The sequence below is a fragment of the Mesorhizobium sp. M0833 genome, assembly GCF_040319905.1.
GTDB lineage: Bacteria > Pseudomonadota > Alphaproteobacteria > Rhizobiales > Rhizobiaceae > Mesorhizobium.
In genome coordinates, this window is sequence record NZ_JAMYOQ010000038.1 from 1 (window position 1) to 23,877 (window position 23,877).

Genomic DNA, 23,877 nt, shown 5'->3' on the forward strand with positions numbered 1-23,877 from the left:
GCGTCTCCCCAAAGAAAGCTTGACCCCAGCACTCCGGTGCTCAGGTTCTCCTGGCTGCCGGATGCGCACGTCTGCGGTCTTCACCGGATGCGTACCGTGAACACGGCAGCGTAAGAGGTGAATCATGATCGTCAGGGATTTCAATAAGGAGAATCTGACAGCCCGGCGGGTTCAGACGACGAGCTGGGAAAGCGTGCAGTTGGGGGGCGCGAGGTGCCCAGCATGATCTGCTTGCTGCGCGCCAGCAGGCGACGTGATCGCGTCGACCGGCGACCTGTCGCGCTGGGGTGTTTTTGTTTCGCTGCGTCTTACGGGCGCAGTGCGGCCGTGTTCTGGTGTCCGCGCCGGTGCGCAAACGTATTGCAGTTTTTGCGGAACAGCAGTCAGCATCGTCGACGATATCGCCGTTCGAGCTGGCGGCATTGCCATGTCGTGCTGCAGTCCTGCTGATGCCGGAGAAGAGCGAGCATGTTCTTCTTCGCCATGCGGAGCGCAGCTTCCAACTCGCCGTCTCGGGAGCGGATATCCTGCAACTGTTTACCTGCGTGCCTAGGCGATCTGGCGCAGCACTTTCGATGCATCGCCTGTGGGCGACATGCAGTTCGTCAGCAAATTCGTCGTAGCAGTCAGGCGCAATAAGCTGGATCATCAAGGGCCTCCTCGCCGGGAAAATTTCCCCGCCATTGGAGGCGAACATTCACGCAATGGCAGCCTGTGCAGTTGCACAGGTGAGCTGACTTGTTAGTGAACCGAAAGACTTGAAGCGGCGAGACGCGCAATTGCCTGTTTGGTGGTGCTGACGCCGAGCTTCTTGCGGGCATTGCCGAGATGAAACGTGGCCGTGCGCCGCGTGATCCGCACGATGCAGCCGATCTCCCATTCGGACTTGCTCTTGCTGCTCATTGCAGGCACTCGTATTCGCGCGGCGTCAGCGAGATACCGTCCACCATTCGCGCGCCCGAAAGTTTGCGGCGCACGAACATATGAAAACCGGACGCGATGAACGGAAGACCTTGTTGTAGCGTTCCGCCACGCGGATAAATACAGGATCGGGCTTGTCGGCGGCAAAGTCATCGCCGCAAAATTTCCTCGAAGATCGATAATCGGGATCGTTACGTTACGCCGCAGCAGATGCCAAACTGGGCTGCTTCCTCGAAAAACCTAAGCTGAGGCCCCGATAGATCAAAAACTCTTTAGGTCAAATCCCCATCGAAATGGGGGTTTGCGATAGCTTGCACGTACAATGACCGGGTCGACATTCTGATACCGGTTCTCAAGATAGCGCGCTGTCCAGAGCGCCGGATAATTGGAGATCAGCATGGGCTTGCCATCAGACCCCGGCGGCAAGGAGAGGTAGGCAAAGGCGAGTAGATCGAGACCTGTGGCGACATCGGCCATGGCTTCCCGGAAATCGCCCTCATCGACACTTACCGACAGCCTTTGCAGAAATGTCTCGAAGAGAAGCGGCATGTTCTTCGTCATTATCCTGACTCAATCCCTCCATCCGTCTGCTGCGCGCCAGGCTTACCTGGAGACCCCGCCATAAGCCGGCCGCATAACTGCGGCCGGGTTTTGCAGGCAGTGGCCGGCTTGCATGATCTTGCACCGGTCGTCGCCTACCGCAGCTGCGCTGGACTGTTCGAACGGCCATCTCCGAGAAGCTACAGCATCTTCCCAACGCAATAGTGCAATCAGAGAGTCTTCTTGGGGCGAAATGAAATCATCGCCGCCCCCGCATCATGCAATCATGAGAAGTCATCCTGCGCCACCATGGTCGGGGCGGCATCAAAGCCGTCATCAATCCAATGATTGCCGCTGTCGACGAAGAGAACAACGGATAAGCGCATCTCGCCGCTTTGAGCGCTATGATCCGGACGTATCGTTGCGCTGCTTTCCGATTGTTGGTGGGCAGATCGACTCCAAACATTGGCATGGATAGGGGTGCCGCTATTCTCCGCTAAATTCAATACCAAGCTATCATCTTAAGCCGGACCCAACCCAGGCCGGCACTATCGCTCGACACTGCTGCGGCGACATTCCATTGAAGGCTCTGAAGCACTTCGCGAAGTGCGAGGCAGACGTAAACCCGCAGGCCATGGCAATGTCGATGATGGGCATCCGCGTGCCTTCGATCAGGCGCTTCGCATGGTCTGTGCGGATCCGGAGATAGTGGCGCACCGGCGGAAGTCGGACATGGGAAGCGAACAAGCGTTCCAGCTGGCGCCGCGATACTCCGGCCCGTTGCGCAACCTCTTCCATTGTCAGCGGGAACTCCACATTTTCTTCCATGATCCGCATTGCCATCAGGAGCTTGTCACTCACACCGGCAAAGGCTAGACCTGACGGCCCGGTCTGGCGGTTTGATCCTGAGCGCTGACCTTGGATAGTCGCGTGGCGGCAGACCTCCTGTGCAATATACCCGCCGGCATGGCTGCCGATCAGATCGACCGCCAGGTCAAAAGCTGCCAGTTCTCCTGCGCAGGTTGAATACTGGCCGTCCTTGACAAACAAGGAATCGCTTATGCGCGGTTGATTGAACACTTCGGCGAAAGCAGCGAGCCGTGACCAGTGTATCGTGCAGCGTGTGCCTGCCAGAAGGCCCGTCCGAGCAAGCAGCCATGTCGCTGTCCCAACCGCAGATATCGGCACCGCGCGACGCGCCATCGTTCGCAGAAATCCGTTGAGTTCAGGCGTCAGTTGCTGTTCTACCGGCTCGCCCGTCACGATAGCGAGCTGGTTCGGTCTGCGATCGTCCGAGCCGGAAGCCAGCTCGTCTATCGCGACATCAACGGCAACCGAAAGGCCGCTGGCGCCCTCGATTGGCCGAGCGTCAAGCCCCGCGATTCGCCACCGGAACAGCGGCAGCCTGGATACCGTGTTTGCGATGCGAAAAGGTTCAATATAGGCGTGAAGCGCCAGGTGCGAGAACCCGGGTAACAAAAGAACCACTAGGTCAAACGGTCGATTGGCCGCCGCCGAAATTTTCGGCGTGGCCAACGGCGTCATTGCGATGATGTTGGCGGGCGCGTTCACTAGGATCCGTGCGTGGCTACCGGCTCACCGAACATGCCGGGTTCCGGTTTGACACCGAGTCCTGGCAGTTGCGGTACGGCGATGTGACCATTTTCGATGACAATTGGATTCTTCGCGTCGAAATGTCCTTCGATATATTCCTGCGCGATCCAGGCGCCCTCGAAACGGCGCGGCTCCACAGTGGAAGCTAAATGCACGCAAGCCGCCGCGATTATGTCGCCACCCCATGCGTCATCACAGCTGTGCGGCAACGAGCGGATGGCGCAAAGGTCGCGCATTGTCGCCATTTTGGTGAGGCCGCCGAGACGGGTGACCTTGAAGCCGAAGCCATCCGCGATGCCGAGGGAGATCGCCCGAAGCACTGCATTCTGATCTTCGGTGTTCTCATCCAGATAGATCGGATGCGTGACCCTGCCCTTCAGAGTGGCGACCTCATCCATAGTGTTGCAGGGTTGCTCGAAAACGAATGGGATCGCCTGGCAAAGCCGGTCCAGATGGATCGCTGCAGCGACAGTGAGGCCCCTATTGCCATCCACTGCGATACGCGCTTTGTAGCCGACCGCCTCCCAAACCTTGTGAACGATGGCCACATCCTCTTCGAGATTTTGCCCCGAGATTTTGACCTGCAGCCGTGGATAACCTGCCTTCACCTTGTCGGTGGCAATCCTGGCCGTTTCGTCCGGTGAGCCAACAATCAGCGAATAGTAGGACGGGACGCGATCGGCCAGGGCGCCGCCCAAAAGCGTTGAAACCGGCACGCCCAGCCGTTGGCTGAGGAGATCTAGAAAGGCGATATCGAACACGGCCTTGGCATAGCCATGCCCGTTCAAGCGCTCGTCCATGCGTTTGGCGAGAAGCCTGATCGAGGCAATCTCGGCGCCCATAAGACCTGGCGCGATTTCGGCAATCGCCGCGCGTGCGCCGAGTGCATGATGCGGCTGATAAACCGGTCCGACCGGGCAGGTTTCGCCCCAGCCAGTCAGCCCGTCATCGGTCACAACCTCGACAAGGGTGCTGTCAAGCGCGTCAACGTCGGTGCTTGCCATTCGATAGGTGCCACCTTTAACAGGCAGCTTGCTACTATAGACGTTGATCCGGTCAATGCGCATGATGCTCAGTATTCCTCGTTGAGTGCGTCGACGGCGGGGATTTCCCTCGAGCGACGATCGATATAAGCGCGCAATTCCTCGTCCTTCGCGACGTCGAGCTTAGGTTCTTCATATTCGGCCAGAAGGCGGCGCGCATGATCGAGGGCACGTTGCTTGATATCCTTGGAGCCATCAGCGTACCACTGCTCGATCGAGTTATTGTCGAAGAGTTTTGGGATAAAGAAGGCCTTCTCGAAGTTGGCCTGTGTATGCGGATGGCCAAAGTAATGGCCGCCCGGCCCAACGTCGCGGACCGCAGCCAAGGCTTCATCAAAATCGTCCCACTGGATGCCTTGCGTCATGCGATAGCCCATGGCGCAGACTTCGGCGTCGACAACGAACTTTGCGATCGAGCAGTGCATGCCGGCTTCATTCCAGCCAGCCGAATGCCAAATGTAGTTTGCGCCTGACATCAGCACTGCCATCATCGTCATCGCACTTTCATAGCCAGCTTGCGCATCGAAGACCTTGGCCCCGCCAAGTAAGTTCGAAGTGCGCCAGGGCACGTTATAGCGACGAGCCATCTGGCCGATCATGAAATTCATGAGCGATATCTCTGGCGTTCCCGCCATCGGCGCTCCCGATTGCATCGACACGGTCGACAGATAATGCCCATAAATGGCAGGGCAGCCCTTGCGCACCACCTGCGTGTAGGCGAGTGCCGAAAGCGCCTCCGCATTTAGCTGCGCCACTGCCGCCGCGGTGGAGGCTGGCGTGTTCGCGCCGCCGAGAACGAAGGGCGAGCACAAGACGGGCTGGTTGCGCCGGCAGAAAGCACGCATGCCGCCCAGCATGACCTGGTCCCACACCAGCGGCGAATTGCCATTGCAGTTTCCGGTAGTGACTGCATGCTTCTCGAGGAAGCCTTCGCCGAAAAGGATCTCGCACATGTCGAGCACGTCCTCGGCATTCTTGGGCGAGGTGGTCATGCCCATGAAAATCTTGTCGGAGTGCTTTATTGACGAATAGGTGATGTGCAGGTGCCGATGCGCGACGACAATATCCATTGGCTCGACGATGTGGTGAGCCGACGAATGTAGTGCCGGCATCATGTGGGCGAGTTTATGAAACGTCCCCAGGTCCGCAATTGTCGGGCCACGCCTCACATCATCGAGATCCCGCATGTACGGTGCGCCTGTCATCGGCACGAAGATTGATTTATCGCCTCCGAGCTCGACATTCTTCGCTGGGTCGCGCGCGAAATATTCGACGTTGGGGGGGATGGTCTTGATGAGCTCCATGACCAGGCCGCGGTCGAGATGAACGCGGTCATCCGCGCGCAAGTCCGCTCCGGCTCTCTTCCAGTCCTCAATCGCGATCGGATCGCGAAACACCACGCCTACTTCTTCCAGGATGGCGAGAGAAGCCTCGTGAATGCGTTCAACCTGCTCGGCATCCATCGGCTCGACCACGGGCAGGCCGCGCTTGAGCGTCGGCAACATGTCGACCTTTGGCGCGGTGCGGATCGTCCGCCGCGCTTCCCGCCCTCCTCTACGAGAGAGCTGTAGTTGAGCAGTCATGCCGGCCTCCAGGCAAATAAGTCGCGACACCGAAACCGGACCGCGCTCAACTATTGCCGGAGCTTTGAGCTTTAACCTACTGCAAAAGTCTCACGAGCGTGTTGACTAAAGGGCCGCACCGCCGGCTCGCTCACCCGCACGCTCGAGAGATGGTTCGGGTCGAGCAGCGGCGGAGCCGTTCCACGTCGCAGCCCAGCCTTTACGGATAACGCGTCGCGCTCAACAACATCAATATGACGATTGAGACTGGGAAATCTTCGTCATAATGGGTCTCTCAGGCAGCGGGAAGTCGACCCTTCTTCGCTGCATCAACCGACTTATCGACCCCACTGCCGGCCAGATCGTGGCCAATGGGCAGGACGTCACGAAAGCTGGCAAAAAGGAACTCCGCCAGATCCGCTCCAGCATGATCGGAATGGTGTTTCAGCATTTTGCGCTGCTGCCGCACATGTCGGTCATCGACAATGTTGGGTTCGGGCTCCGTGTCGCCGGGGTCGGACGCAAGGAGCGACGCGAGCGCGCAGGCAAGGCACTCAAGCTCGTAGGGCTCAGCGGATGGGACGACCGCAAGCCGTCCAACCTTAGCGGCGGCATGCGCCAGCGCGTCCGCCTGGCGCGTGCCCTGGTGATGGACACGCCGGTGCTGCTGATGGACGAGCCGTTCAGCGCGCTCGACCCGCTTATTCGCGAGGAGATGCAACAGGAGTTGCTCCGGCTTCAGAGCACCCTGAATAAGACGATTGTCTTTGTGACACACGACCCAAACGAAGCGGCAACGATCGGTGACCGCATCGCCATTCTCCTCAAGGGACAGGTCGTCCAGGAAGGCCGGCCGATCGATATCGTGCTCTCCCCCGCCAGCGGCTACGTCAGGGACTTCGTGCGGGGCATCGATGTCTTCAAGGTGCTGTCGGCTGGCCAAATCATGGATGCCGTCTGCCCGCCGGCGGAACTGGCGAACAAGCCGATCCCGGAATGGACGAAACATCTGTCGAAAGATTTCGTAAAGCTCGCGCCCGACGATCTGATCGCCCCCTATCTCGATGAACTGGCGAAAGAGCAGCGTGCTTTGATCGTGGTTCAAAACGACGGAACGCCGGTCGGGACGGTCACCACTAAGTCCGTTCTCAGAGCGCTCGCCGCCCATTCCTCGTTAGCCGGCGCGGCGCCGAGGGTCGAGAAACCGAAACCTGCCGAAACGACGAGGGCAAACGCCGCGGCAGAACGGGCGATACAATAACGAACGTCAAACTCAAACGACTCTAGCTGCGGATTCATGACGATGGATTTTTCGGAGTTTGCAGGCACGGTTGCCGCGTCAATCGACGACTTCACGACCTACCTCTCAGCGCATTTCGGATTCGTCTTCGATTTCATCTCGACGGTGATCCTGGGCATCCAACAGCCCTTGGCCAGGGTTCTGACGAGCGCGCCGGCCTGGCTGATCATCGCGATCGTTATGGTCGGTGGTGTCCTACTTGGGCGCCTCTCGCTGGCTATCCTCAGTGGATGTGGGCTGGCCTTCATCTTCGTCATGAATCTCTGGGCGCCGGCGATGGTGACACTCTCCCTGGTGCTTACGGCGGCCGTCGTCGCCCTGGCCATCGGGATACCAATCGGTACTCTCATTGCTGAATCGAAGCGCCTGAACGCGGTGGCTGAGCCGATACTCGACTTCATGCAGACGATGCCCCCCTTCGTGCTCCTCGTCCCAGCGGTGTTTTTCTTCGGTGTCGGAACCGTTCCGGGCATCGTTGCGACGATCTTCTTCGCCATGCCGCTGCCGATCAGGCTCACGGCCCATGGTCTCAACATGGTCGGGCCGGAAATGGTCGAAGCCGGAGAAGCCTTTGGCGCAAGTCGCCAAGCCGTGCTGTTCCTAATCAAATTGCCGCTGGCGTTTCGTTCGATTATGGCGGGCGTCAATCAGTGCGTGATGATGTCGTTATCGATGGTCATCATCGCATCCATGATCGGGGCCGGCGGCCTGGGCGACGAAATCATTCGGTCGATCTCTCGTCTCCAGGTTGGGAGGGGCATCGAAGCTGGCCTGGCGGTCGTTGTTCTAGCAATCCTGATCGATCGCATCACCAGGCGAATTAGCGAGAAAGTTGATCCGACGGCCTGACAAACATGAAGCCCGGTCAATGGCCGGGCTTCTCCTCTTCACGCAATCGGCAGCGGCAGCTTCTTGGTGCGTCCGCCGTCGATGACGTAGACCTGCCCGGTCACGAAGGCGCTCTCTTCCGAGGCAAGCCAAACGGCAAGGTTGCCGACATCAGTCGGCTCACCAAGACGTCCAACAGGATGCATGGCGAGCAGTTCCCTGCGGACACGCGAACGGTCATCCATGCTGTCGATGTAGATCTCACTGAGGTCAGAATTGACAGTCGCTCGACGACAGTCTTAACGGCCGAAGCGATGTTCTCGGAGTTCGCAAGGTCCGCCTTGACGTAAATGGTGCGATCGTTGAGGATCTCGTCGGGTGGCGGGTTTCTCTGTACAATGGCAACCTTGGCTCCCTCCTCCACGAAACGTTGCGTGATACCGGCACCGATGCCTCGGCCGCCGCCCGTGATGATAGCGATTTTTCCTGCAAGTCTGTCGGCCATGGGATGTCCTCAATAGACCGGTTTGGCGCCGTTCACTTCAACCGTCGTGCCGGCGATGTAGCGGGCGGCATCGGAACTCAAGAAATACACCGCATCGGCGATGTCTTCCGGCTCGGCAATGCGCCCGAGCGGAACCGTCTTGTTGAGCTCCTCTATGGCAGTGTCGGGATTGAAACCGCGCTTGGCGAAGCCGGTGCGCAGCATCGGCGTGTTGACCTCATTCGGACACACCGCGTTGACCCGTATCCCGTCACCGGCATGGTCGCGGCCGAGGCACTTCGAAAACGCCGCCACGGCCGCCTTGCTGGTGCAGTAGGCGGCATGCCCGGGTCCGGGATAGAGTCCCCAGCAGGATGCGATGTTCACGATCGCGCCGCCGCCGTGGCCCTTCATATGGCCGATAGCCCTCCGGCAAGTGTAGAATATCGACGTCAGGTTGGTGTCGAACGTCCGTTCCCAATCCTCATCGGTCGTCTCGAGGATATTGCCCCTCGTGATGATCCCGGCATTGTTGACGAGCACGTCCAGCCTGCCTGTGATCTGGATGGAAAAGTCGATCAAATCTTCGCAATAAGCCTTGTTCCTGAGGTCGCCGGCCTTGCTCCAGACATTCTGTCCGATTCGGTTGAGTTCGGCATCGAGCCGGTCCAGGCCAGCCTGGTCGGCGTCGCCGGCAATCACATGAAAGCCGTTCGCGACGAACTGCTTGGAGATCGCTTGCCCGATACCTCCCGCCGCGCCTGTTATCACCGCAGTTTTCTTTTCAATGCCAGTCATAGCTCAAGCCATCTTTGAGAGTAGGAGTTCAGCTCATAATCACTGAACAGCTATCTAAGACTAGTGGGGCAGCCCTGCAAAAGTCTCACCCCCTTGTTGAGTTGCCCGAGCGCAGACATAACCCGAGCATGCTACGCTGCAGCGGCGTCGGACATGGGATTGGGCAGCGTCGCAGATCGCGCAGCATGGTGCGTACAGTTTTCCTATGTTGTGGCCATAGTCAATCGCAACGCGGGCCATCGCGTCGTATTATAAATGGTTTCCCGATATCGTGGGCTTCGCTTGCCCAATCTGTCGCGCCGGGCGAATATCGAAGTGTTTGGAGCTTGAGATGGTTCGCCGCTATTACGACCTGCCGTCCCTGACTGCTTTGGCTGTTTTCGAGGCGTCTGCCCGGCACTTGTCATTCAAATTGGCTGCTGCGGAACTGAACGTCACTCCCGGCGCCGTGAGCCGGCAGATCAAGGCGATCGAGGACGAACTCGGGGTTCCGCTGTTTACCCGATTGGGAACCGGTGTGGCGCTGACAAGCGCCGGCGAAGACCTTTATGGCGTGTTGGCTACCGGCTTTTCGCGGGCCGCAGACATCGTCCGAAATGTGAAACGCGGCGACCGTTCCAAGAACGTCACCCTGGCGTGCACGGATGCCTTCGCGTCGACGTGGCTGATCCCGCGGATGCCGGACTTTTGGACGAGGTACCAGGATATCGCGGTTGACCACCTTATCTCGGACAATCCCCGCGATTACCGCCGCGCCGAGGTCGAATTGCGCATCCGCTACGGGTTCGGATCGTGGTCGAATGAAGATGCTGAGCTCCTTTTCAATGAGACGATCTATCCGGTATGCGGGCCAGGGTTTGCAAGCAAGCATCGCGATGCAACGGCGGAGTCGTTGGCCGACCTCCCCTTGCTGCATGTCGATTGGGTGGATCCCGACTGGGCTGGCTGGGACGAGGTCTTACGGCGCGCGGGCGTCTCGCACGGGCCGACCCGCGGTCGGCGCTTCGGCAAGTTCTTCGTGGCGCTTCAGGCCGCTCAAGCCGATCAAGGTGTTGCCGTTGGCTGGCACCGCCTTGTCAAAGCGCAGATAGACGAAGGGAAACTCGTCAGAGTGACGGATCTCGAGCTCCCAGCCCCTGGCAGCTACTATCTCACCTGGTATCAAAACCGCACGCTTTCCCCTGCCGCCCTGAGCCTCCGTAGCTGGATCCGGGAAGTGGCGGCGCAAGAACGAGAAAACTAGAGCTCTCTGCCGGCGCGCTTCTGCATCGCCCACAACTTCAGCGGCGCTCCGATCGACATCAGCGGTTCTGGATAAAGCTGAATCGGGGCTGGCTCTTTCAGGGCGTGTGCAACCATTGGCTCGTTGCTGCCAACGGCAAGATCGGCAGCCAGCATCCCGTAGAGGGTGCCCTGCACCGTTCCCAGGCCATTGCAGCATCCGGCTACGAAGACTCTGTCTTCAATTTCGCCGAATGCAGGCGCGGAATTGAGCGAGAGACACAAGTGGCCTCCCCAGCGAAATTCCATCGGTGTTTGACCCAGCATCGGGAAGCGCGCCTGGAATGATCGATCGTGCACGGCGCCGATCCGACGGATCTGCTTCTCGCTGGTGGACATGTCCGGATTATAGGTGAAGGTGTTGCGGACGACGATCCGATCGCCGATCCTCCGGATGGTTGATCCCATCGGGTCGGCCGGGATCAAGCCCCAATGCGCCTCACCTCCCACCGCTGTCTGTTCGCTCTTGGAAAGCGGCCTCGTCATGCTGGCGTAGGTGAACACGTGCAGCAGGCGTTTCTTGAAGTAACCAAAACTTTCGAGATGACCGTTGACTGTCAGTATCAACCGCGGCGCGGTGATCTCGCCCTCAGCCGTCTTGGCAGTGTGCAGTTTGCCGGTCTGCAAAGATGTGACCGGGGAATTCTCGAATAGCTGCACACGCCTCGACAAGCCTTCGGCAAGCCCACGGATGAAACCGGCCGGCTGTGCCATTACTGTTCCCGGCGTGAAGGTGCCGCTGACGAAGAAGTCGGTTCCAGTGATTTTGTTCAACTGTGGCCCGTCGAGCCGCTCGAATGGCTCGCCTAGCCCTGTCAGGTGCTTTTCGAATTCGCGCAGGACCGCAGCACCGTGATCAGTTGCAGCTCCATGGTACTTGCCGGCTCGAACGAAGTATTTCTGCAACCCGTATTCGTCCGCTGCCGAAGCAGAGAATTCGATCGCGGCCCGGTTCATGCGAATGCGCTTGCGATCGTGGTCCTGGGTTCCCCCGTAATGCTCCCCACCGAGCTCGTGCGGAAGATCGATCATGAAGCCGGAGTTGCGCCCGGCAGCACCCCAGCCGACCTGCTGAGCGTCGACCACCACTATGCGCTCGTTCGGCACCAATTGTGATAGGCGCCGCGCGGCCGCCAATCCAGCAAACCCAGCTCCTACAATGAGCCAGTCCGCCTTGTGACGGCCGCGCAGCACCTCAGGTGCCTTGGGAGGCGGCAGAATACCGTACCAGCCGGGCATGGATGTGTCTGCAGGCGTGCGGACAGCCTGAAATTCGCTCATCGGTGCGGCCAGGCTAGTCTACCGAACGCGAGACTTTAGGATCGGAGATGTCGGCCCAGATGGTCTTGAGTTCAGTATATTGGTCGTGGGCATGCAATGACTTGTCTCGTCCCCCGAAGCCCGAAAGCTTGAAGCCGCCGAAGGGAGTCGAGACGTCTCCTTCGCCGTAGCAATTGATGGTCACCGTCCCGGCGCGAATGTCCCTTGCCATGCGATGCGCCTTGCCGAGATTGGCGGTAAAGATCGACGCTGCAAGTCCGTATTGCGTATCGTTGGCGACCCGAAGAGCCTCGTCAGCGTTGGCCACCTTGATAACCGACAGCACCGGTCCGAAGATCTCCTCACGGGCGATCGTCATGCCAGGCGTGACATCGTCGAAGACAGTGGGCTCGATAAAGTAGCCCTTGCGGTGTTTGTTGGCATTACCGCCTGTCACGATCCTGGCGCCTTCCGCCAGCCCTTTCTTGATGTAGCCCATGATGCGGTCGAACTGTTCCTTCGACACGATGGCACCCAGCCGGTTGCCCGGGTCCAACGGCTCACCCAAGGGCCATTCCTTGAGCTTGTGGAGGACCGTTTCGACCAGGCGATCCTTGATCTTCTCATGCACGATTAGCCGGGAATTGGAGGAACAGTTCTCGCCCATGTTCCAGAAGACAGCCTGGGTGACATGCTGTGCGACAACGTCGAGGTTCTCGGCGTCGTCCAGGACGATGCAAGGGTTCTTTCCGCCGCATTCGAGCACGATGCGCTTGAGGTTGGACTTGGCGGAATATTCTAGGAATTTCCGGCCGACATCGGTCGAACCGGTGAAGGCGACCATGTCGACATCCGGATGCATGCCAAGCGCCTTGCCGGTGATTTCGCCGGGGCCGGTCACGATCTGCAGGACGCCTCGCGGCAACCCGGCCTCATGCGCCAGTTCGGCAATCCGCAACGTCGACATGTTGGTCTGTTCGGCCGGCTTGACGATGACCGAATTGCCGGTCGCGAGCGCCGGGCCGATCTTCCAGGCCAGCATTAGGATCGGGAAATTCCAGGGCAAAACGCAGGCGACCACGCCCAGCGGCTGGCGCACGATCAGCGACACGACGTCCTTGCCCGAGGGCGACGTCTGGCCGTAGAGCTTGTCGGTGGCTTCCGCGTGCCATTCCAGGCAATGCAGCGCCTCGGGAATGTCTATGGTTTCGACGTCGTAGATCGGCTTGCCGCTTTCGAGGGTCTCGAGTACGGCAAGCTCATGGGAATTTCGCTCAATCAGCTTGACGAGGCGCCGCAGCACGCGCTTGCGCTCACTTGGATGCGCACGCGACCAGACGCCCGATTCAAACGCCAGTCGTGCCTTCTCGACGGCGAGACCGACGTCAGCCTCGCCGCAGGATGCGATCCTGGCGATGACCTGCCCTGTCGCGGGATTGATGGTCTCGAACGTATCGCCGGACTGTGCCGCCCGCGCATTGCCGTCGATCACTGCGTTGGTTGGCAGCGGCAGACTGTCCGCCAGATTCTGGTACTCATCACGCGTTAGTAGCAACGACATTCTCGGAAGCCCTCTTCTGGGATTTTGCTGTGACTGACGCGATGACTGCCTTAAGGGTGCGGATCGTCATCTCGAGTTCCCGCTTCTGTTCGTCGTCGATCGCCCGGATTGGCCGGCGCACGGGCCCAGCCGGCAATCCAGCCAATTCGCAGCCGAATTTGATGCTCTGGACGAACTTGCCGCCCTGCTCAAGAAGCCGCATCAGAGGCAGAAGCGCCGACATGATCTGCCGGCCCTTGGTGAAGTCCTTCTCGATCACGCAGGCTTCGTACAGCGCGAGGTGCTCTGCCGGCAGGCAGTTGCCGGCGCCGCAGACCCACCCTTTTGCGCCCCACGCGAAGAATTCGAGGGCCTGATCATCCATGCCGCAAAACAGATCAATGTGCGGATAGTCACGAGCCAGTGCGTGCAGCTGGTTCATGCTGCCGCTCGACTCCTTGATGGCGCAAAAATTGGAACTGCGACCGACCCGGTTGAGGAACTCGAGGTCCATCATCGTGCCGGTGCGTCCCGGATAGTTGTAGAGCATCACTGGTAGATTGGCGGCCTTGTCGATCGCAAGCGCATGATTGGCAAGTTCGAGCTGTGTGGGAACAGCGTAGTACGGCGAGCCGATCAGAATGCCGTCGTACTTCAGGTCCTTTGCAATTAGCGCATATTCGATGCAGTCCTCGGTGCGAATGGCACCGACGCCGGCTATCAGGGGCATCTTACCCTTCACCACGCTCCTGGCAAGCTTAAGCAGACCGACACGCTCGTCGCGTGACTGGGCATAGTACTCGCCTGTCGTACCACCGACAATGATACCGTGGACGCCAGTCGCGACCAGGTGCTCGACCATGACGCAGAAGCCGTCACGGTCAATCGATCCGTCCGCGTGAAAGGGCGTTGTGACGGGCGGAATAACGCCTTTGAACGACATCTGCTTCGCTCCAATTTGGCTACAGGTCAGTTTTATATGCAAGCTGAGGAGCGGGAGCAGCCGAAATAAAATCACTTGGCAGACAACTTTTTTGCGGTTCGCACTATGATTGAGAAAATCAACTAAAATCGGCGTATCGCCGGGCCCTGACGCAAGCAAGTCGGTCATTGGACGGGCTAGTACGCGTTGCTCTCCTTGGCCAATCGGGGTCATGAAGGTACATCGCTTCAACGTCGAGACCTCTTGAGAAACTCCAAAAGGTCGCGCTGAATGGCGAGGTTCTCGAGCCTCACCGACGATCTCGTTTGCGCCATCGCGGCCCGACACCTACGGACGGTCTCCTTTGGCCGCGATCGATTCCCACCCGGGTGCGCGCTGCTAACCTGCGTCATATCCTGGTCCTGCACCCAAGTGGAGTTGGCCGGCGGAAGCGTGATGCCAGGGTCTTGAACTCCGACCAGCCCATGTGCCGGCTTTCTGGCTAACGCCTCAGACACCGTAGCTTTATCCGGCGCATTTGCCGATGGAATCCGTTGAGCGCTGGGTAGTTGTGCGGCCTGCCCTAGTAGCGTCTGTCCGAGCAGAACGGCGGCGAACCATTCGTGCTGCGTGGCCAGTGGGGCGTGCATGAGTCGCCAGGATGGCGCAGCGCCCACCTTGCGGGTCAGGCATGTCCGTTTCGCCTTGTGCTTCACGATGAACCGGCCATCCGGGGTCCGCCCGCAATAGTTGGTGAGGCCCAGAAAGGCGAAGGTCTCGGGTCGCCGCTCGCCATGCCGCTGTCATGAGAGGGCCGCGAACCGCCCAAACTCAATCAACCGCGTCTTGCCCTCATGGAGCATCAGGCCGAAGCCGGCCAGCCGCACTTTGAGGGGCCAACAGCATCTCCTCTGCATCAGCCTTGTTCTCAAAGCCCATGACGAAGTCGTCAGCGTAACGCACGACCAACGCAACCATGTGCACGCGACGACGCCATTGGTAGGCCCAGAGATCGAGGATGCAGTGCAGGAAATATTGGCGAGGAGCGGGCTGATAGCGCAGCATGCGCGGCATCAACCACATCGACGCGAACGCATCGCTGGAGGTATCGTGACGTTCCGGGAACGATCGCGTTTGATGGTCCTGACGACATCAGACGCCTTGGAAAGGCTGCTTGCCAGCACGCTGTAGATGTCTTTGCCAGCGCTGGTAAGCATCACGCCGGTTCCTCGCTTCACAAACAGCGGAACACCAAGGTCCTCCTCAATGGCTTTGATCTGCCGACTGATTTCTCCCGATGTCACGCCCAGCTCGGAAGCCGCAAGCTTGAATGAGAGATGGCGTGCCGAGGCCTCGAATGCCGTGAGGGCAGTCAATGACGGGAGATCGTAATACTGAGCAACCATTGAAGAATCCGATCAGATCTGGAGTCGCGAACCAAAAAACAGGTTCTCCGCTCGTCCTCTGGCCCATAAAGGACCGCCATTTTGATCAAACATACCAGCCTCCTTAACGGAGTGCGGCCGTCCGCCGTGACCCGAGCAAGTTGCGTGCCGTTTCAGTTGCACGACTTCCCCATACCGACGGCCCGCCCTGGCGACCCTTGGGTCAGGTTTCCGACATTGTTGTCTAGCTCCCGACACAAGGTTTGTGGATAGACAGGCGCGGGACTGTCACATTGAAGATCCGATCCCGCCACCGTGTGAGGAGTATGAAGAAGCCCGTACGGTCGTTTCCCTGCGGAGGTGGTGCAGCGTGGGGGCAGCCACGACGCGGTTCCCCGTATCGCGAAGTTCGGATATAGGCCTAGCTGAGGCCGGCATCGACCCTGCCGCTCGCCAGAATCGGCACGGTGGTGCCCGTCAGCGTGCAGATGCTTGGCAGCAAGCACATGCACCTCGATCAGCGCGTGCACCGGCTTCAGCACCGCGGCACAGGCGCCGATCTAGTTCGCCAGCCTGGAGAGGCTCAGATCGGTGGCCCCTGCGGTGACAGCGCGCTCCGCCGGTTCAACGGCTAATGCTGGGGAACCTCTCAAACAGGATCATCGCCAACAGGTTCGGCCCGGCAAAGCCGCGCGAGGCCCCATGGAGGGGTGCAGCCGGCTGCGTGACGCATCGCATTCTTGACAGCTGAACTTCTCGCGCTTGGTCTGGATCACTTTCCACTGACCCGGGATGACCTTCATTCTGGGTGACGTCCTTGCCAAGCTCCGCCAGTCTGGCCCTCAAAGTGCGGCAGGCAGTGTCACGTGAGTAATTGCCTCATCACGCTTTGGCCAAGTGAGCGTAACTTGCTGCGAAACGCGCGAATTTGTGCTCGCCGCACATCACCGGGTTGTAGCGAGGCGGGTTGCTGTCCGTGACACATGAGGGCAGTGGTTCGATAATCGCGTTGAAATCAGCGTCGATAAAGAAGGGGATTGAGTATCGCTCGCGTCCCGAGGTATTCACCACGCGGTGCATGTTCGCCAGGTAGACATCATTGGTGAGCCGCTGAATCAGATCGCCAATGTTGATTACGAATGTGCCGTGGATGGGAATGCCCTCGATCCAATCGCCATCTCGGTTCATGACCTGAAGACCACCAACGTCGTCCTGCGCCAGGATGGTCAGATTGCCGTAATCCGTGTGGGCGCCAATACCGATAATCTCTTCGTCAATATTGCCACTCTGTGGCGGGTAGTGAAGCAGGCGCTGAATGCTGATCGGTTGCCGCATGAGGCTCTCGAAATAGCTTTCAGACAGGTCCAGACTGAGCGCAATACCCTGCAAGAGTTTTTTCGCGAGCTCCACCATTTTTTGATGATACCCGTACGTCAGTTTCCGAAACCCGGTCAGGTTTGAGGGCCATTGGTTGGGGCCAAAAAACGGACCTTGCAACGTGGAGCGTTCAGGACCGATGTCAAAGCACTCCTTGAGGTCTCTCGTCTTGCCCGGATCTGTGTTCTCCCCGAACGGCTCGATATACCCGCGGAGGGCTACATCCGCTTTGCTTACATGCAATTTCATCTTCTGCGACATGGGCAAATCAAAGAACCGCCGGCTCACGTCGAATACCGAATCCACAAAATCCTGCGGAATCCCGTGGTTCTTCACATACATGAACCCAGTGTTGGACAATGCCCAACGTATCTCCTTGGCCACCAACTGCTTATTGCTGCCATCGAGAAGCGGCGCGATGTCAATCACCGGGATCTTGTCGAATCTTTCGCGTTTCGCGCGCAGCTTGTCGTCCAGTTTGGCAACGATATCCTTGGACATGAGTACACCTTTGTTTGGCAACGGGAGCAGGCGCGACGATTGGCGCATTTTCTCATCGAACTCGTTGCGTGAAGAACCGTCGGGAAGCGTTGGATAGCTTGTGCGGTGCTTCTTTGGGGGAGCCGTGCTCAACAAGCAAGAGCCCGAACTCCTGGCAGGCATACGCAGGGGGCTCGCTTGTCTTGTCGCGTTGCATCGGCTGCCAGCTTTTGGTAGCGAGCTTTGCGGCAACGCTGTCATGACCGGTTCTCCGTTGGCGCACTGGCGTTCTCGGGTACCTCGAAAACCCAATAGTGTGCGCCCTCCTCCGCAACGTATCTGCCGTCCTTTAGACGCTGTGTCGGCGCAAGTATGCCCTCATGCTGCAGACGCCGCACCTCCTCGCCGAAGCATGCTGTCTCGGCATAGCTCTTGCGAGTGCTTGCGATGACGAAACCGTTCGGGCGCGTGACGCGAGCCAGTTCGCGCAGTGCATCCGGTCGGACATGCCCGAGCGTGAAGACGCCGCAGCAGACCGTGATGTCATAGCTCGCGCTGGAGTAATCGGAGAGCGGCGCGTTAAGGTCGACATCGCCTCGGACGTGGCGGTAGACGTGGGTTTGCCGGGCCTTTTCGGCCATCTCCTCGGAGAGATCGAACCCGTCGATCAACCGGAACCCGAGGCGTTCCAGTTGCACGCCGAGCAGGCCTGTTCCGCAGCCGGCGTCCAGAATTGCGATGGCTGCTCGCTGCTTGGCCAAATAGGCCGTCTGCACGGCGCCCGCCAGCTCCGCCACGATCATCGGCCCGCAGTATCCATCGCGGCTCACATCCAACTCGTAGGAACTGGCCCATTCGCGATAAAATTGGGCCAAGCGACCGGCGTCGCCGTCGAGTGCGTGGGAATCCTTGATGCGCTTTCGTGCGGCTAGCTCCAGAGCAGTCTGCTGATCGAGGGTGTCCATGATAGTTCCTCCGTGTATGAGTGATGCGGTACAGTTGTCATTGGAGCGAGTGGCCGCGGCTTGACCCATGAGCTTCGTTCCGCATGCCTAGCTGTCGCGGACGCTTTCAGCGAAATGCACCCCAACTGCTGCCGCCGGGGACGGGCGATCTAGTCTTCAGTGGGGATGTGTCGACCTGAGCGCAGTCCGGCCCATCCCGGCCAAGGCGCCCTATTCGCCTGCTAACTTATCGAAGATGTTGGGGGCAGCGGCACCGTAGATAACAACAGATCCCTAGTCGCAAGACGCATCGCGATGCGTCCCGTCGGCAGGCTTCCTTTTCAAGCAAGTCGTTCGTGGACGCGGGATTGACATCTTGTTTACCTGATAGCCGGCGCCCAAGAGAGTGGCGGCCGGGCCGTACACAACGCTTCCGTTACCAATAAATCCGATTCATTGTGGAAACAAGTGGGGCACACCGCGTGGCCTCCATCCTCAACAGTACACATGGGGCTTCCTTTCGCATGTCAATCGGACAAATTGTGGCACGTCGACAGAAATATCATCAGACTTCCGCATCAGCAAGCCATTAAATGCTAATAATACATTTTATACTCTTAATGTAACTTTGCCTCTACTTTAATTTTCTGTCGGAGCGTATTCACAATGAATTCGCCAAGGTGATCCGGATCGTTCGCGTGGGAACGGTGGGCAAGGCGATCTCGCTAGCAGGCACGGTCCTGGGACGAACTCTCCCAAGGTCGTTCAACAGGTTGAGTGGCGCCTAGCTCCAACCCGTCATGCGGCGGCCTGCGCCTGCCGCGAAGAGAAGCGAGTGACCCACGGAGCGACATCGTCCGGAAAGAAAGCAGGTGGAGCTTGACCTCAATACCAATCAGAGAAGCCTGATCGGTAAAGGGGGCGGGGTGCAGGTTTCGGACGAGGCACTTTGCTTCCTAAGCCTGGCCCGATACTCCTCGTCCAAGATGGACGGCAGGGATAGCTTCTTGGTTCGCGCGCCATCGACAGCGATCATTTCACCACTAACGAAGCTGGATTCGTCACTCGCCAGCCAAAGGACCGTATTTGCTATCTCCTTAGGGGAACCGATCCTTCCAACCGGGTGAAGTTGTGCCAATTCCCTCTCGACCAGGCTTCGGTCCGGGTAGAGCTCGACATAGACGCGATTCAAGTCGGTGTCGATCCAACCTGGGCACACGGTATTGCAGCGTATTCCATCGGGTCCAAGGTCCACCGCTAGTCCCAGCGTGAGACCGTGCACGCCGGCCTTGGTGGCGGCATAGGCTGTATGCCAGGGTTTACCACAAAGCCCTCGACCGACCCGATGTTGACGATCGCGCCCGAACCAATCCGTCTCATTTCTGCGGCCACATACTTGGCCATTAGAAACGGACCACGGAGATTGACCGCCATAAGTCGATCCCAATCCTCGACAGTCTGTTCGTCGATCGACTTATGAATCACGACACCAGCATTGTTGACCAATATGTCGATCCTGCCGAACTTCTGAAGGACCTCTTCAACGAATGTACGGACTGACGCTTCCTTTGTGACGTCAAGAGGCGCAAATGCGAGCCTCTCGACGCTGCTGACAGGGGCGGGGCGCTCATCAAATAAATCGCCGACGAAAACCGTCGCCTCTTCATCACGAGTCTCTCGGCAATGGCCCGCCCTATGCCTGGATTGCCACCGGTGACAATGGCACCTTTGCCTGATAGCCGATTACCCAAAACTTCCTCCTATCCTGCGGTGAAGCCGCCATCTATTGGAACAGCTACGCCCGTGATGTGCCTGGCTTCCTCGCTGGCGAGGAACAGCGTCAAGCTTGCGATTTCTTTCGGAGTAGCCACGCGACCTTGGGGTATCGCATCAACATTCCTTTGAAGGACCTCTTCGAGGCTAACCGGCTTACTATGGGCTGACACAAGCATGGGCGTATCAACGGCGCCAGGACAGACGGCATTGATGCTGATTTGCTCTTTGGCGTGATCGAGGGCCATGGCGCGTGTCAACAGAACGAGCGCGCCCTTCGACGCACAATAGGCAGCCAGCCCGGAACAGCCAACCAGCCCAACATTCGAGGCTATGTTGACAATGCTGCCGCCGCCGGTCCTCCTCATAGCCTTCACGGCGGCGCGGCTAAAGTAGAACACCCCATTGACATTAACGTCGAATGTCTGACGCCAGTCATCATCAGTTGTCTCAGGGGCGCTTCCACGCCGTATGATACCTGCGCTGTTGATTAAGCCGCTGACCTTTCCGAACCGCTCTACGGCGGAATTAATCACCTGGTCCGCGAAGGCTGAGTCAGTCACATCACCCAGCATCAATTCGGCCGGACAATTGAGTTTCTTAACCGACTCTAGGGCTCGTCGGCCCCGTTCTCGATCGCGGCCGACCAATACGATTGACGCCTCTGTCGCGGCGAAGGCCTGTACGACGGTCTCCCCTATCCCCGACCTTGCGCCAGCAACGATAACCACCTTCTTGGAAGGCGTCATGGTAGTGATTGCCCAGCCGCAGTGATTAGGCCTGGAGTATTGTTGACGGTCTGCCTAGTGATCAAAGCTCGCATATTGCTAGTTCCTCCTTTTTCGTAAGCGACCAAAATAGTGCGAGTGACAACCTGAAATCGTAGCTGTGACGGCCTCGTGGTGAACCAGGACTAAGATCTCGCGTTATTGAACGCTCCCATGCCATACAAGTAATTTACTCAAGTTCACTTAATATCATGCACACCCGCAAATTCTTCATACGGTTTTAGTAAAATTTTTCAATTTTCTTTAAAAGAATTATTTCGCCTATGAATAGCGGCGAATGGAAGCCATTGCACAACGTTTGGATACACCCGAGATGCTCGACCATGGTCGGCGAGCTACTCGTCGGCTTACCCTGAGCGGAGGCCGTCGGCCTCGGCCTCACAGTTCCGATGGCAGCACGGAAGCGGAATTCCGGCGATACTGCTACGATTTTGTTACGGCCCTCGCGTGGGGACGAGTTCTAATACTGGCGCATCCGGGATAGAAGTGGGTCGAGCGATCGGCGTCGCCGTCGAGGGGCGTGGGAATCCTTGATGCGCTTTCGTGTGGCTTGCTCCAGTTCCGTCTGCTGATCGAGAGTGTTCATGGTTGTTCCTCTATGTAGGGGTAGATGATCCTCGGCAGCGCGCTCGCCCTGCACCTGCTGCCGTCTCGAAAACGAGGGCATCAAAACTCGTGCCAATTGGCCGAACGAGGCATAGATACAATTTTTGGTTACTGCCCGAACCCGGGAGCCCCGTGCACATTCCAACCGCGGTGTTCAAGGCGGAATCAAGCGGTCGTCGCAACAGGTATGTTCCATCCTGTGCCAGCCAATGGTCAAGCGCTTGGGCGGGGGTCTTCCAGCCGAGGTTTTCCGTGGCCTCGCGTTTTAGGGTCGCGGCAATGGCGGTGAGTGTCTCGGCGCTATGCACGCTCAGGTCCCTGCCTTCGGAAAGTATTGGCGCAGCAGCCCATTGGTGTTCTCGTTGGTGCCACGCTGCCAAGGGCTTTGGGGATCGCAGAAGCAGACCTGGATACCCGTCTCGATCTTGGAGCGCAGCGTGTTGGGCCATCTCGGCGCCTTGGTCCCAAGTCAACGAGCGACGCAGTTCCTGAGGCAAGGTACGATGGTGCGCGTAATAGCGTCCCGAACAGCCTCGGCACCATGTCCCGCGAGAGCCGGTCCATTCTTGGCTCGCGGCACCTAGCCATGACCGTCCAGTCGCGGCAGATGCAACAGCATCGTGAAGCGCGTCGTGCGCTTGACGAGTGTGCCGATTGCCGAACTGCCAAGGCCCAGAATGAGATCGCCCTCCCAGTGCCCCGGAATCGCACGGTCAGCCGCCTCGGCCGGGCGCTGGCTGATCATGATCTCGGATGACACGAATCCCTTGCCGCGCTGACCAACGCGCGCCCGCGGCGTCCGCAATGGGCACCCGGTCCTCAGGCATGCTGTCAGTTCTCGCCGCAGTGCTCCTCGGCCTTGGATGAAGAGTGCTTGATAGATGGCTTCATGGCTGATCCTCATCGTCTCCGGGCGATCTGCTCCGGGCTCCATGCCTTGCCCCATCGCCGATCCTTTCTTTGCCCATGCCGGCGTCCGTTCCAGGGGACCGCAGGACTAGGAATGACAACATCGCGAGCAGCCGCGACTGTTCCGGCAAGCCTTTCCTCGATATAGAGGCGTAGAGCTGGGTTCAGCGCAAGCTTGGCGACTTCTGGACGGCGGCCTGATCGCTCGGCGTGCCATCGGGCTTTCGATGCACGATACTCCAGGCCGCCGCTGCGCGTCGCGGCGTTTCGTCGGAGTTCACGGGAAAGATGGTCGAGGCAGATCGACCGAGACGACGTCCGAGCTCGCGTCTCGAAAGACCCTGAACGCGAAGAAGTGCGATCTCCTCACGTTCCGCAAACGAGACATACCACCCGGACGCGGCTTGGCCGAGGGACTGAACATCGCTGGTGGCATGCTGCCTGCCTCTCGGAACAATCTGGTTCCGACGGGTTGCGACATGCCAGCCGTCAGCGCAGCATCCTCGCTGGTCATTCCCTGCGCAATCCCCAACCAGAATCGCTGGAGTTCAGATCGCGCCGCCACTGGTGGCCGTCCCGGCGACGGCAATGGCGCCCGCCCAGACCGGTGGATCTTCGCTTTCGAATGACCATCGCAATCTCCTTCGCTCGGGTGTTGCGACGACCGCTTGAATCCGCCCAATTTGCCTGCGGAGCCTACTCCGAACTTTCGCATCTTCACGGTATCCAGCGAGCATGAGCCCTGTCGGCAATTCTTACGACAACGCGCAGGAAGAGGTGCAAGGTCTAGCCTATCGGTGCCTTCATCGATACCGTTTACAACACGCAACGCCTGCATTCGGCGCTCGACTACCTCACGGCGGAGGAATACGCATTCACGCGGACGACAGATGGAAAAGGCCGCATAAGCTAAACACGGGAGGTGTCCGCGATTTTCTGTGTCTCAGTCTTGGGATGCACTCCATCATTGTCCGGGATTTAGCGAAAAAGGTGTCCGGGAATTTAACGAAACACGCAGTTGCTCATTATGGGCGCCATGGCTGTGGTTCGATAGCATCTCGGAGGGGCGCGCCCGACGGCTCCTGACTGTCCGCTTGATGGTGAAGAAATCGTGCAAGCTGGTGGCAATCGCGCTGGCCAACAAGATGGCGCGTGGCATCTGGGCCATGCTGACGATACGGGAGAACTACCGGGATCCGGCGACGGTACCTGCGAGATCCCCCGCAACGCACTCGATACCGGGACGTCGGGGACGTGAGGAAGGCATGAACTGCATGGGCAATTGGTCGATCGGGGTCAGGAAAACCCGAGTCAAGCTGAGAGCCCAGGCAAGCCCGCTTTGCTGATTTGGACCTGATCCGCGCATCACCATACCGGCGCGCGGCATAGGGCCGCAAATCAAGGCCTGACACATGACCGCACTCGATCACATGTCCAATGCTTCAGGTTCTTTCTTGTAAAACGGCTGGCATCCACACATGAACTTGGACGCACAGTACCTATTTCTGAATGAACGCAGTAG

20 protein-coding genes and 4 pseudogenes are annotated in these 23,877 nt (G+C 58.8%); 4 read left to right on the forward strand and 20 right to left on the reverse strand.

The window, feature by feature from the left end; all coding sequences use genetic code 11:
* The first annotated feature begins 347 nt into the window (after positions 1-347).
* Positions 348-623, forward strand: a complete 276-nt coding sequence (locus NKH98_RS28445; RefSeq protein ID WP_352903508.1) for a hypothetical protein — start codon at positions 348-350, stop codon at positions 621-623.
* 118 nt (positions 624-741) lie between these two features.
* Here NKH98_RS28445 and NKH98_RS28450 read toward each other — a convergent pair whose 3' ends face one another.
* From NKH98_RS28450 to NKH98_RS28475, 6 genes are all read right to left on the reverse strand, one after another.
* Complete coding sequence (locus tag NKH98_RS28450) at positions 742-903, reverse strand: helix-turn-helix transcriptional regulator (RefSeq protein WP_352903510.1); 162 nt, start codon at positions 901-903, stop codon at positions 742-744.
* 279 nt (positions 904-1,182) lie between these two features.
* Positions 1,183-1,482, reverse strand: coding sequence for an autoinducer binding domain-containing protein (locus NKH98_RS28455; RefSeq protein ID WP_352903512.1), 300 nt, complete (start codon positions 1,480-1,482; stop codon positions 1,183-1,185).
* Positions 1,483-1,745: 263 nt separating this feature from the next.
* On the reverse strand, positions 1,746-1,973 hold the full coding sequence (locus tag NKH98_RS28460; protein WP_352903513.1) for a hypothetical protein: 228 nt from the start codon (positions 1,971-1,973) through the stop codon (positions 1,746-1,748).
* A gap of 4 nt (positions 1,974-1,977) precedes the next feature.
* Entirely contained in the window at positions 1,978-3,033 is a 1,056-nt protein-coding gene (locus NKH98_RS28465; protein WP_352903514.1) for a GlxA family transcriptional regulator, read from the reverse strand.
* Positions 3,033-4,142 (reverse strand): mandelate racemase/muconate lactonizing enzyme family protein, encoded by a 1,110-nt coding sequence (locus tag NKH98_RS28470; RefSeq protein WP_352903516.1) that lies wholly within the window; start codon positions 4,140-4,142, stop codon positions 3,033-3,035. The genes NKH98_RS28465 and NKH98_RS28470 overlap by 1 nt, the downstream gene beginning before the upstream one ends.
* Before the next feature lie 5 nt (positions 4,143-4,147).
* The gene (locus NKH98_RS28475) at positions 4,148-5,701 is read right to left on the reverse strand and encodes a trimethylamine methyltransferase family protein (protein WP_352903566.1); all 1,554 of its coding nucleotides are present in this window, start codon (positions 5,699-5,701) and stop codon (positions 4,148-4,150) included.
* 262 nt (positions 5,702-5,963) lie between these two features.
* Between NKH98_RS28475 and NKH98_RS28480 the strand changes: the two genes are divergently transcribed.
* Positions 5,964-6,941: an ATP-binding cassette domain-containing protein gene (locus NKH98_RS28480; protein ID WP_352903568.1), complete on the forward strand. Its 978-nt coding sequence runs from the start codon at positions 5,964-5,966 to the stop codon at positions 6,939-6,941.
* 36 nt (positions 6,942-6,977) lie between these two features.
* Positions 6,978-7,829, forward strand: a complete 852-nt coding sequence (locus NKH98_RS28485; RefSeq protein ID WP_352903518.1) for an ABC transporter permease — start codon at positions 6,978-6,980, stop codon at positions 7,827-7,829.
* A 38-nt stretch (positions 7,830-7,867) separates the two neighbouring features.
* On the opposite strand, the gene NKH98_RS28490 is transcribed toward NKH98_RS28485, so the two are convergent.
* The 3 genes and pseudogenes from NKH98_RS28490 to NKH98_RS28500 form a co-directional block, all read right to left on the reverse strand.
* Positions 7,868-8,053 (reverse strand): SDR family oxidoreductase, encoded by a 186-nt coding sequence (locus NKH98_RS28490; protein WP_352903520.1) that lies wholly within the window; start codon positions 8,051-8,053, stop codon positions 7,868-7,870.
* A gap of 92 nt (positions 8,054-8,145) precedes the next feature.
* Positions 8,146-8,313 (reverse strand): annotated as a pseudogene (locus tag NKH98_RS28495) (SDR family NAD(P)-dependent oxidoreductase); the annotation flags it as partial.
* A gap of 9 nt (positions 8,314-8,322) precedes the next feature.
* Entirely contained in the window at positions 8,323-9,090 is a 768-nt protein-coding gene (locus NKH98_RS28500) for an SDR family NAD(P)-dependent oxidoreductase (protein ID WP_352903522.1), read from the reverse strand.
* Between the two features lie 331 nt (positions 9,091-9,421).
* Here NKH98_RS28500 and NKH98_RS28505 point away from each other — a divergent pair, with 331 nt between their 5' ends.
* Positions 9,422-10,333 carry a LysR substrate-binding domain-containing protein gene (locus NKH98_RS28505; protein WP_352903524.1) on the forward strand — a complete coding sequence of 304 codons (912 nt, stop codon included), beginning with the start codon at positions 9,422-9,424 and terminating at the stop codon, positions 10,331-10,333.
* Here the strand turns inward: NKH98_RS28505 and NKH98_RS28510 are convergent.
* From NKH98_RS28510 to NKH98_RS28560, 11 genes and pseudogenes are all read right to left on the reverse strand, one after another.
* Positions 10,330-11,652, reverse strand: a complete 1,323-nt coding sequence (locus tag NKH98_RS28510) for an NAD(P)/FAD-dependent oxidoreductase (protein ID WP_352903526.1) — start codon at positions 11,650-11,652, stop codon at positions 10,330-10,332. The genes NKH98_RS28505 and NKH98_RS28510 overlap by 4 nt on opposite strands.
* A gap of 13 nt (positions 11,653-11,665) precedes the next feature.
* Complete coding sequence (locus NKH98_RS28515; protein ID WP_352903528.1) at positions 11,666-13,192, reverse strand: aldehyde dehydrogenase; 1,527 nt, start codon at positions 13,190-13,192, stop codon at positions 11,666-11,668.
* Entirely contained in the window at positions 13,170-14,114 is a 945-nt protein-coding gene (locus tag NKH98_RS28520) for a dihydrodipicolinate synthase family protein (RefSeq protein ID WP_352903570.1), read from the reverse strand. Before NKH98_RS28520 ends, NKH98_RS28515 begins: the two co-directional genes overlap by 23 nt.
* An 831-nt stretch (positions 14,115-14,945) precedes the next feature.
* Positions 14,946-15,158, reverse strand: coding sequence for a hypothetical protein (locus NKH98_RS28525; RefSeq protein ID WP_352903530.1), 213 nt, complete (start codon positions 15,156-15,158; stop codon positions 14,946-14,948).
* An 8-nt stretch (positions 15,159-15,166) separates the two neighbouring features.
* Entirely contained in the window at positions 15,167-15,499 is a 333-nt protein-coding gene (locus NKH98_RS28530; RefSeq protein WP_352903532.1) for a LysR family transcriptional regulator, read from the reverse strand.
* 409 nt (positions 15,500-15,908) lie between these two features.
* A pseudogene (locus NKH98_RS28535) lies at positions 15,909-16,318 on the reverse strand (IS66 family transposase); the annotation flags it as partial.
* 42 nt (positions 16,319-16,360) lie between these two features.
* Positions 16,361-17,356, reverse strand: a complete 996-nt coding sequence (locus tag NKH98_RS28540) for an isopenicillin N synthase family dioxygenase (protein WP_352903534.1) — start codon at positions 17,354-17,356, stop codon at positions 16,361-16,363.
* A 236-nt stretch (positions 17,357-17,592) separates the two neighbouring features.
* Positions 17,593-18,300: a class I SAM-dependent DNA methyltransferase gene (locus NKH98_RS28545; protein WP_352903536.1), complete on the reverse strand. Its 708-nt coding sequence runs from the start codon at positions 18,298-18,300 to the stop codon at positions 17,593-17,595.
* A gap of 874 nt (positions 18,301-19,174) precedes the next feature.
* Positions 19,175-20,016: pseudogene (locus NKH98_RS28550) on the reverse strand (SDR family NAD(P)-dependent oxidoreductase).
* Between the two features lie 23 nt (positions 20,017-20,039).
* A complete protein-coding gene (locus tag NKH98_RS28555; protein ID WP_352903538.1) occupies positions 20,040-20,801 on the reverse strand; it encodes an SDR family NAD(P)-dependent oxidoreductase in 762 nt (253 codons plus the stop codon).
* Positions 20,802-21,649: 848 nt separating this feature from the next.
* Positions 21,650-22,968: pseudogene (locus NKH98_RS28560) on the reverse strand (IS30 family transposase); the annotation flags it as partial.
* Between the last annotated feature and the right edge of the window lie 909 nt (positions 22,969-23,877).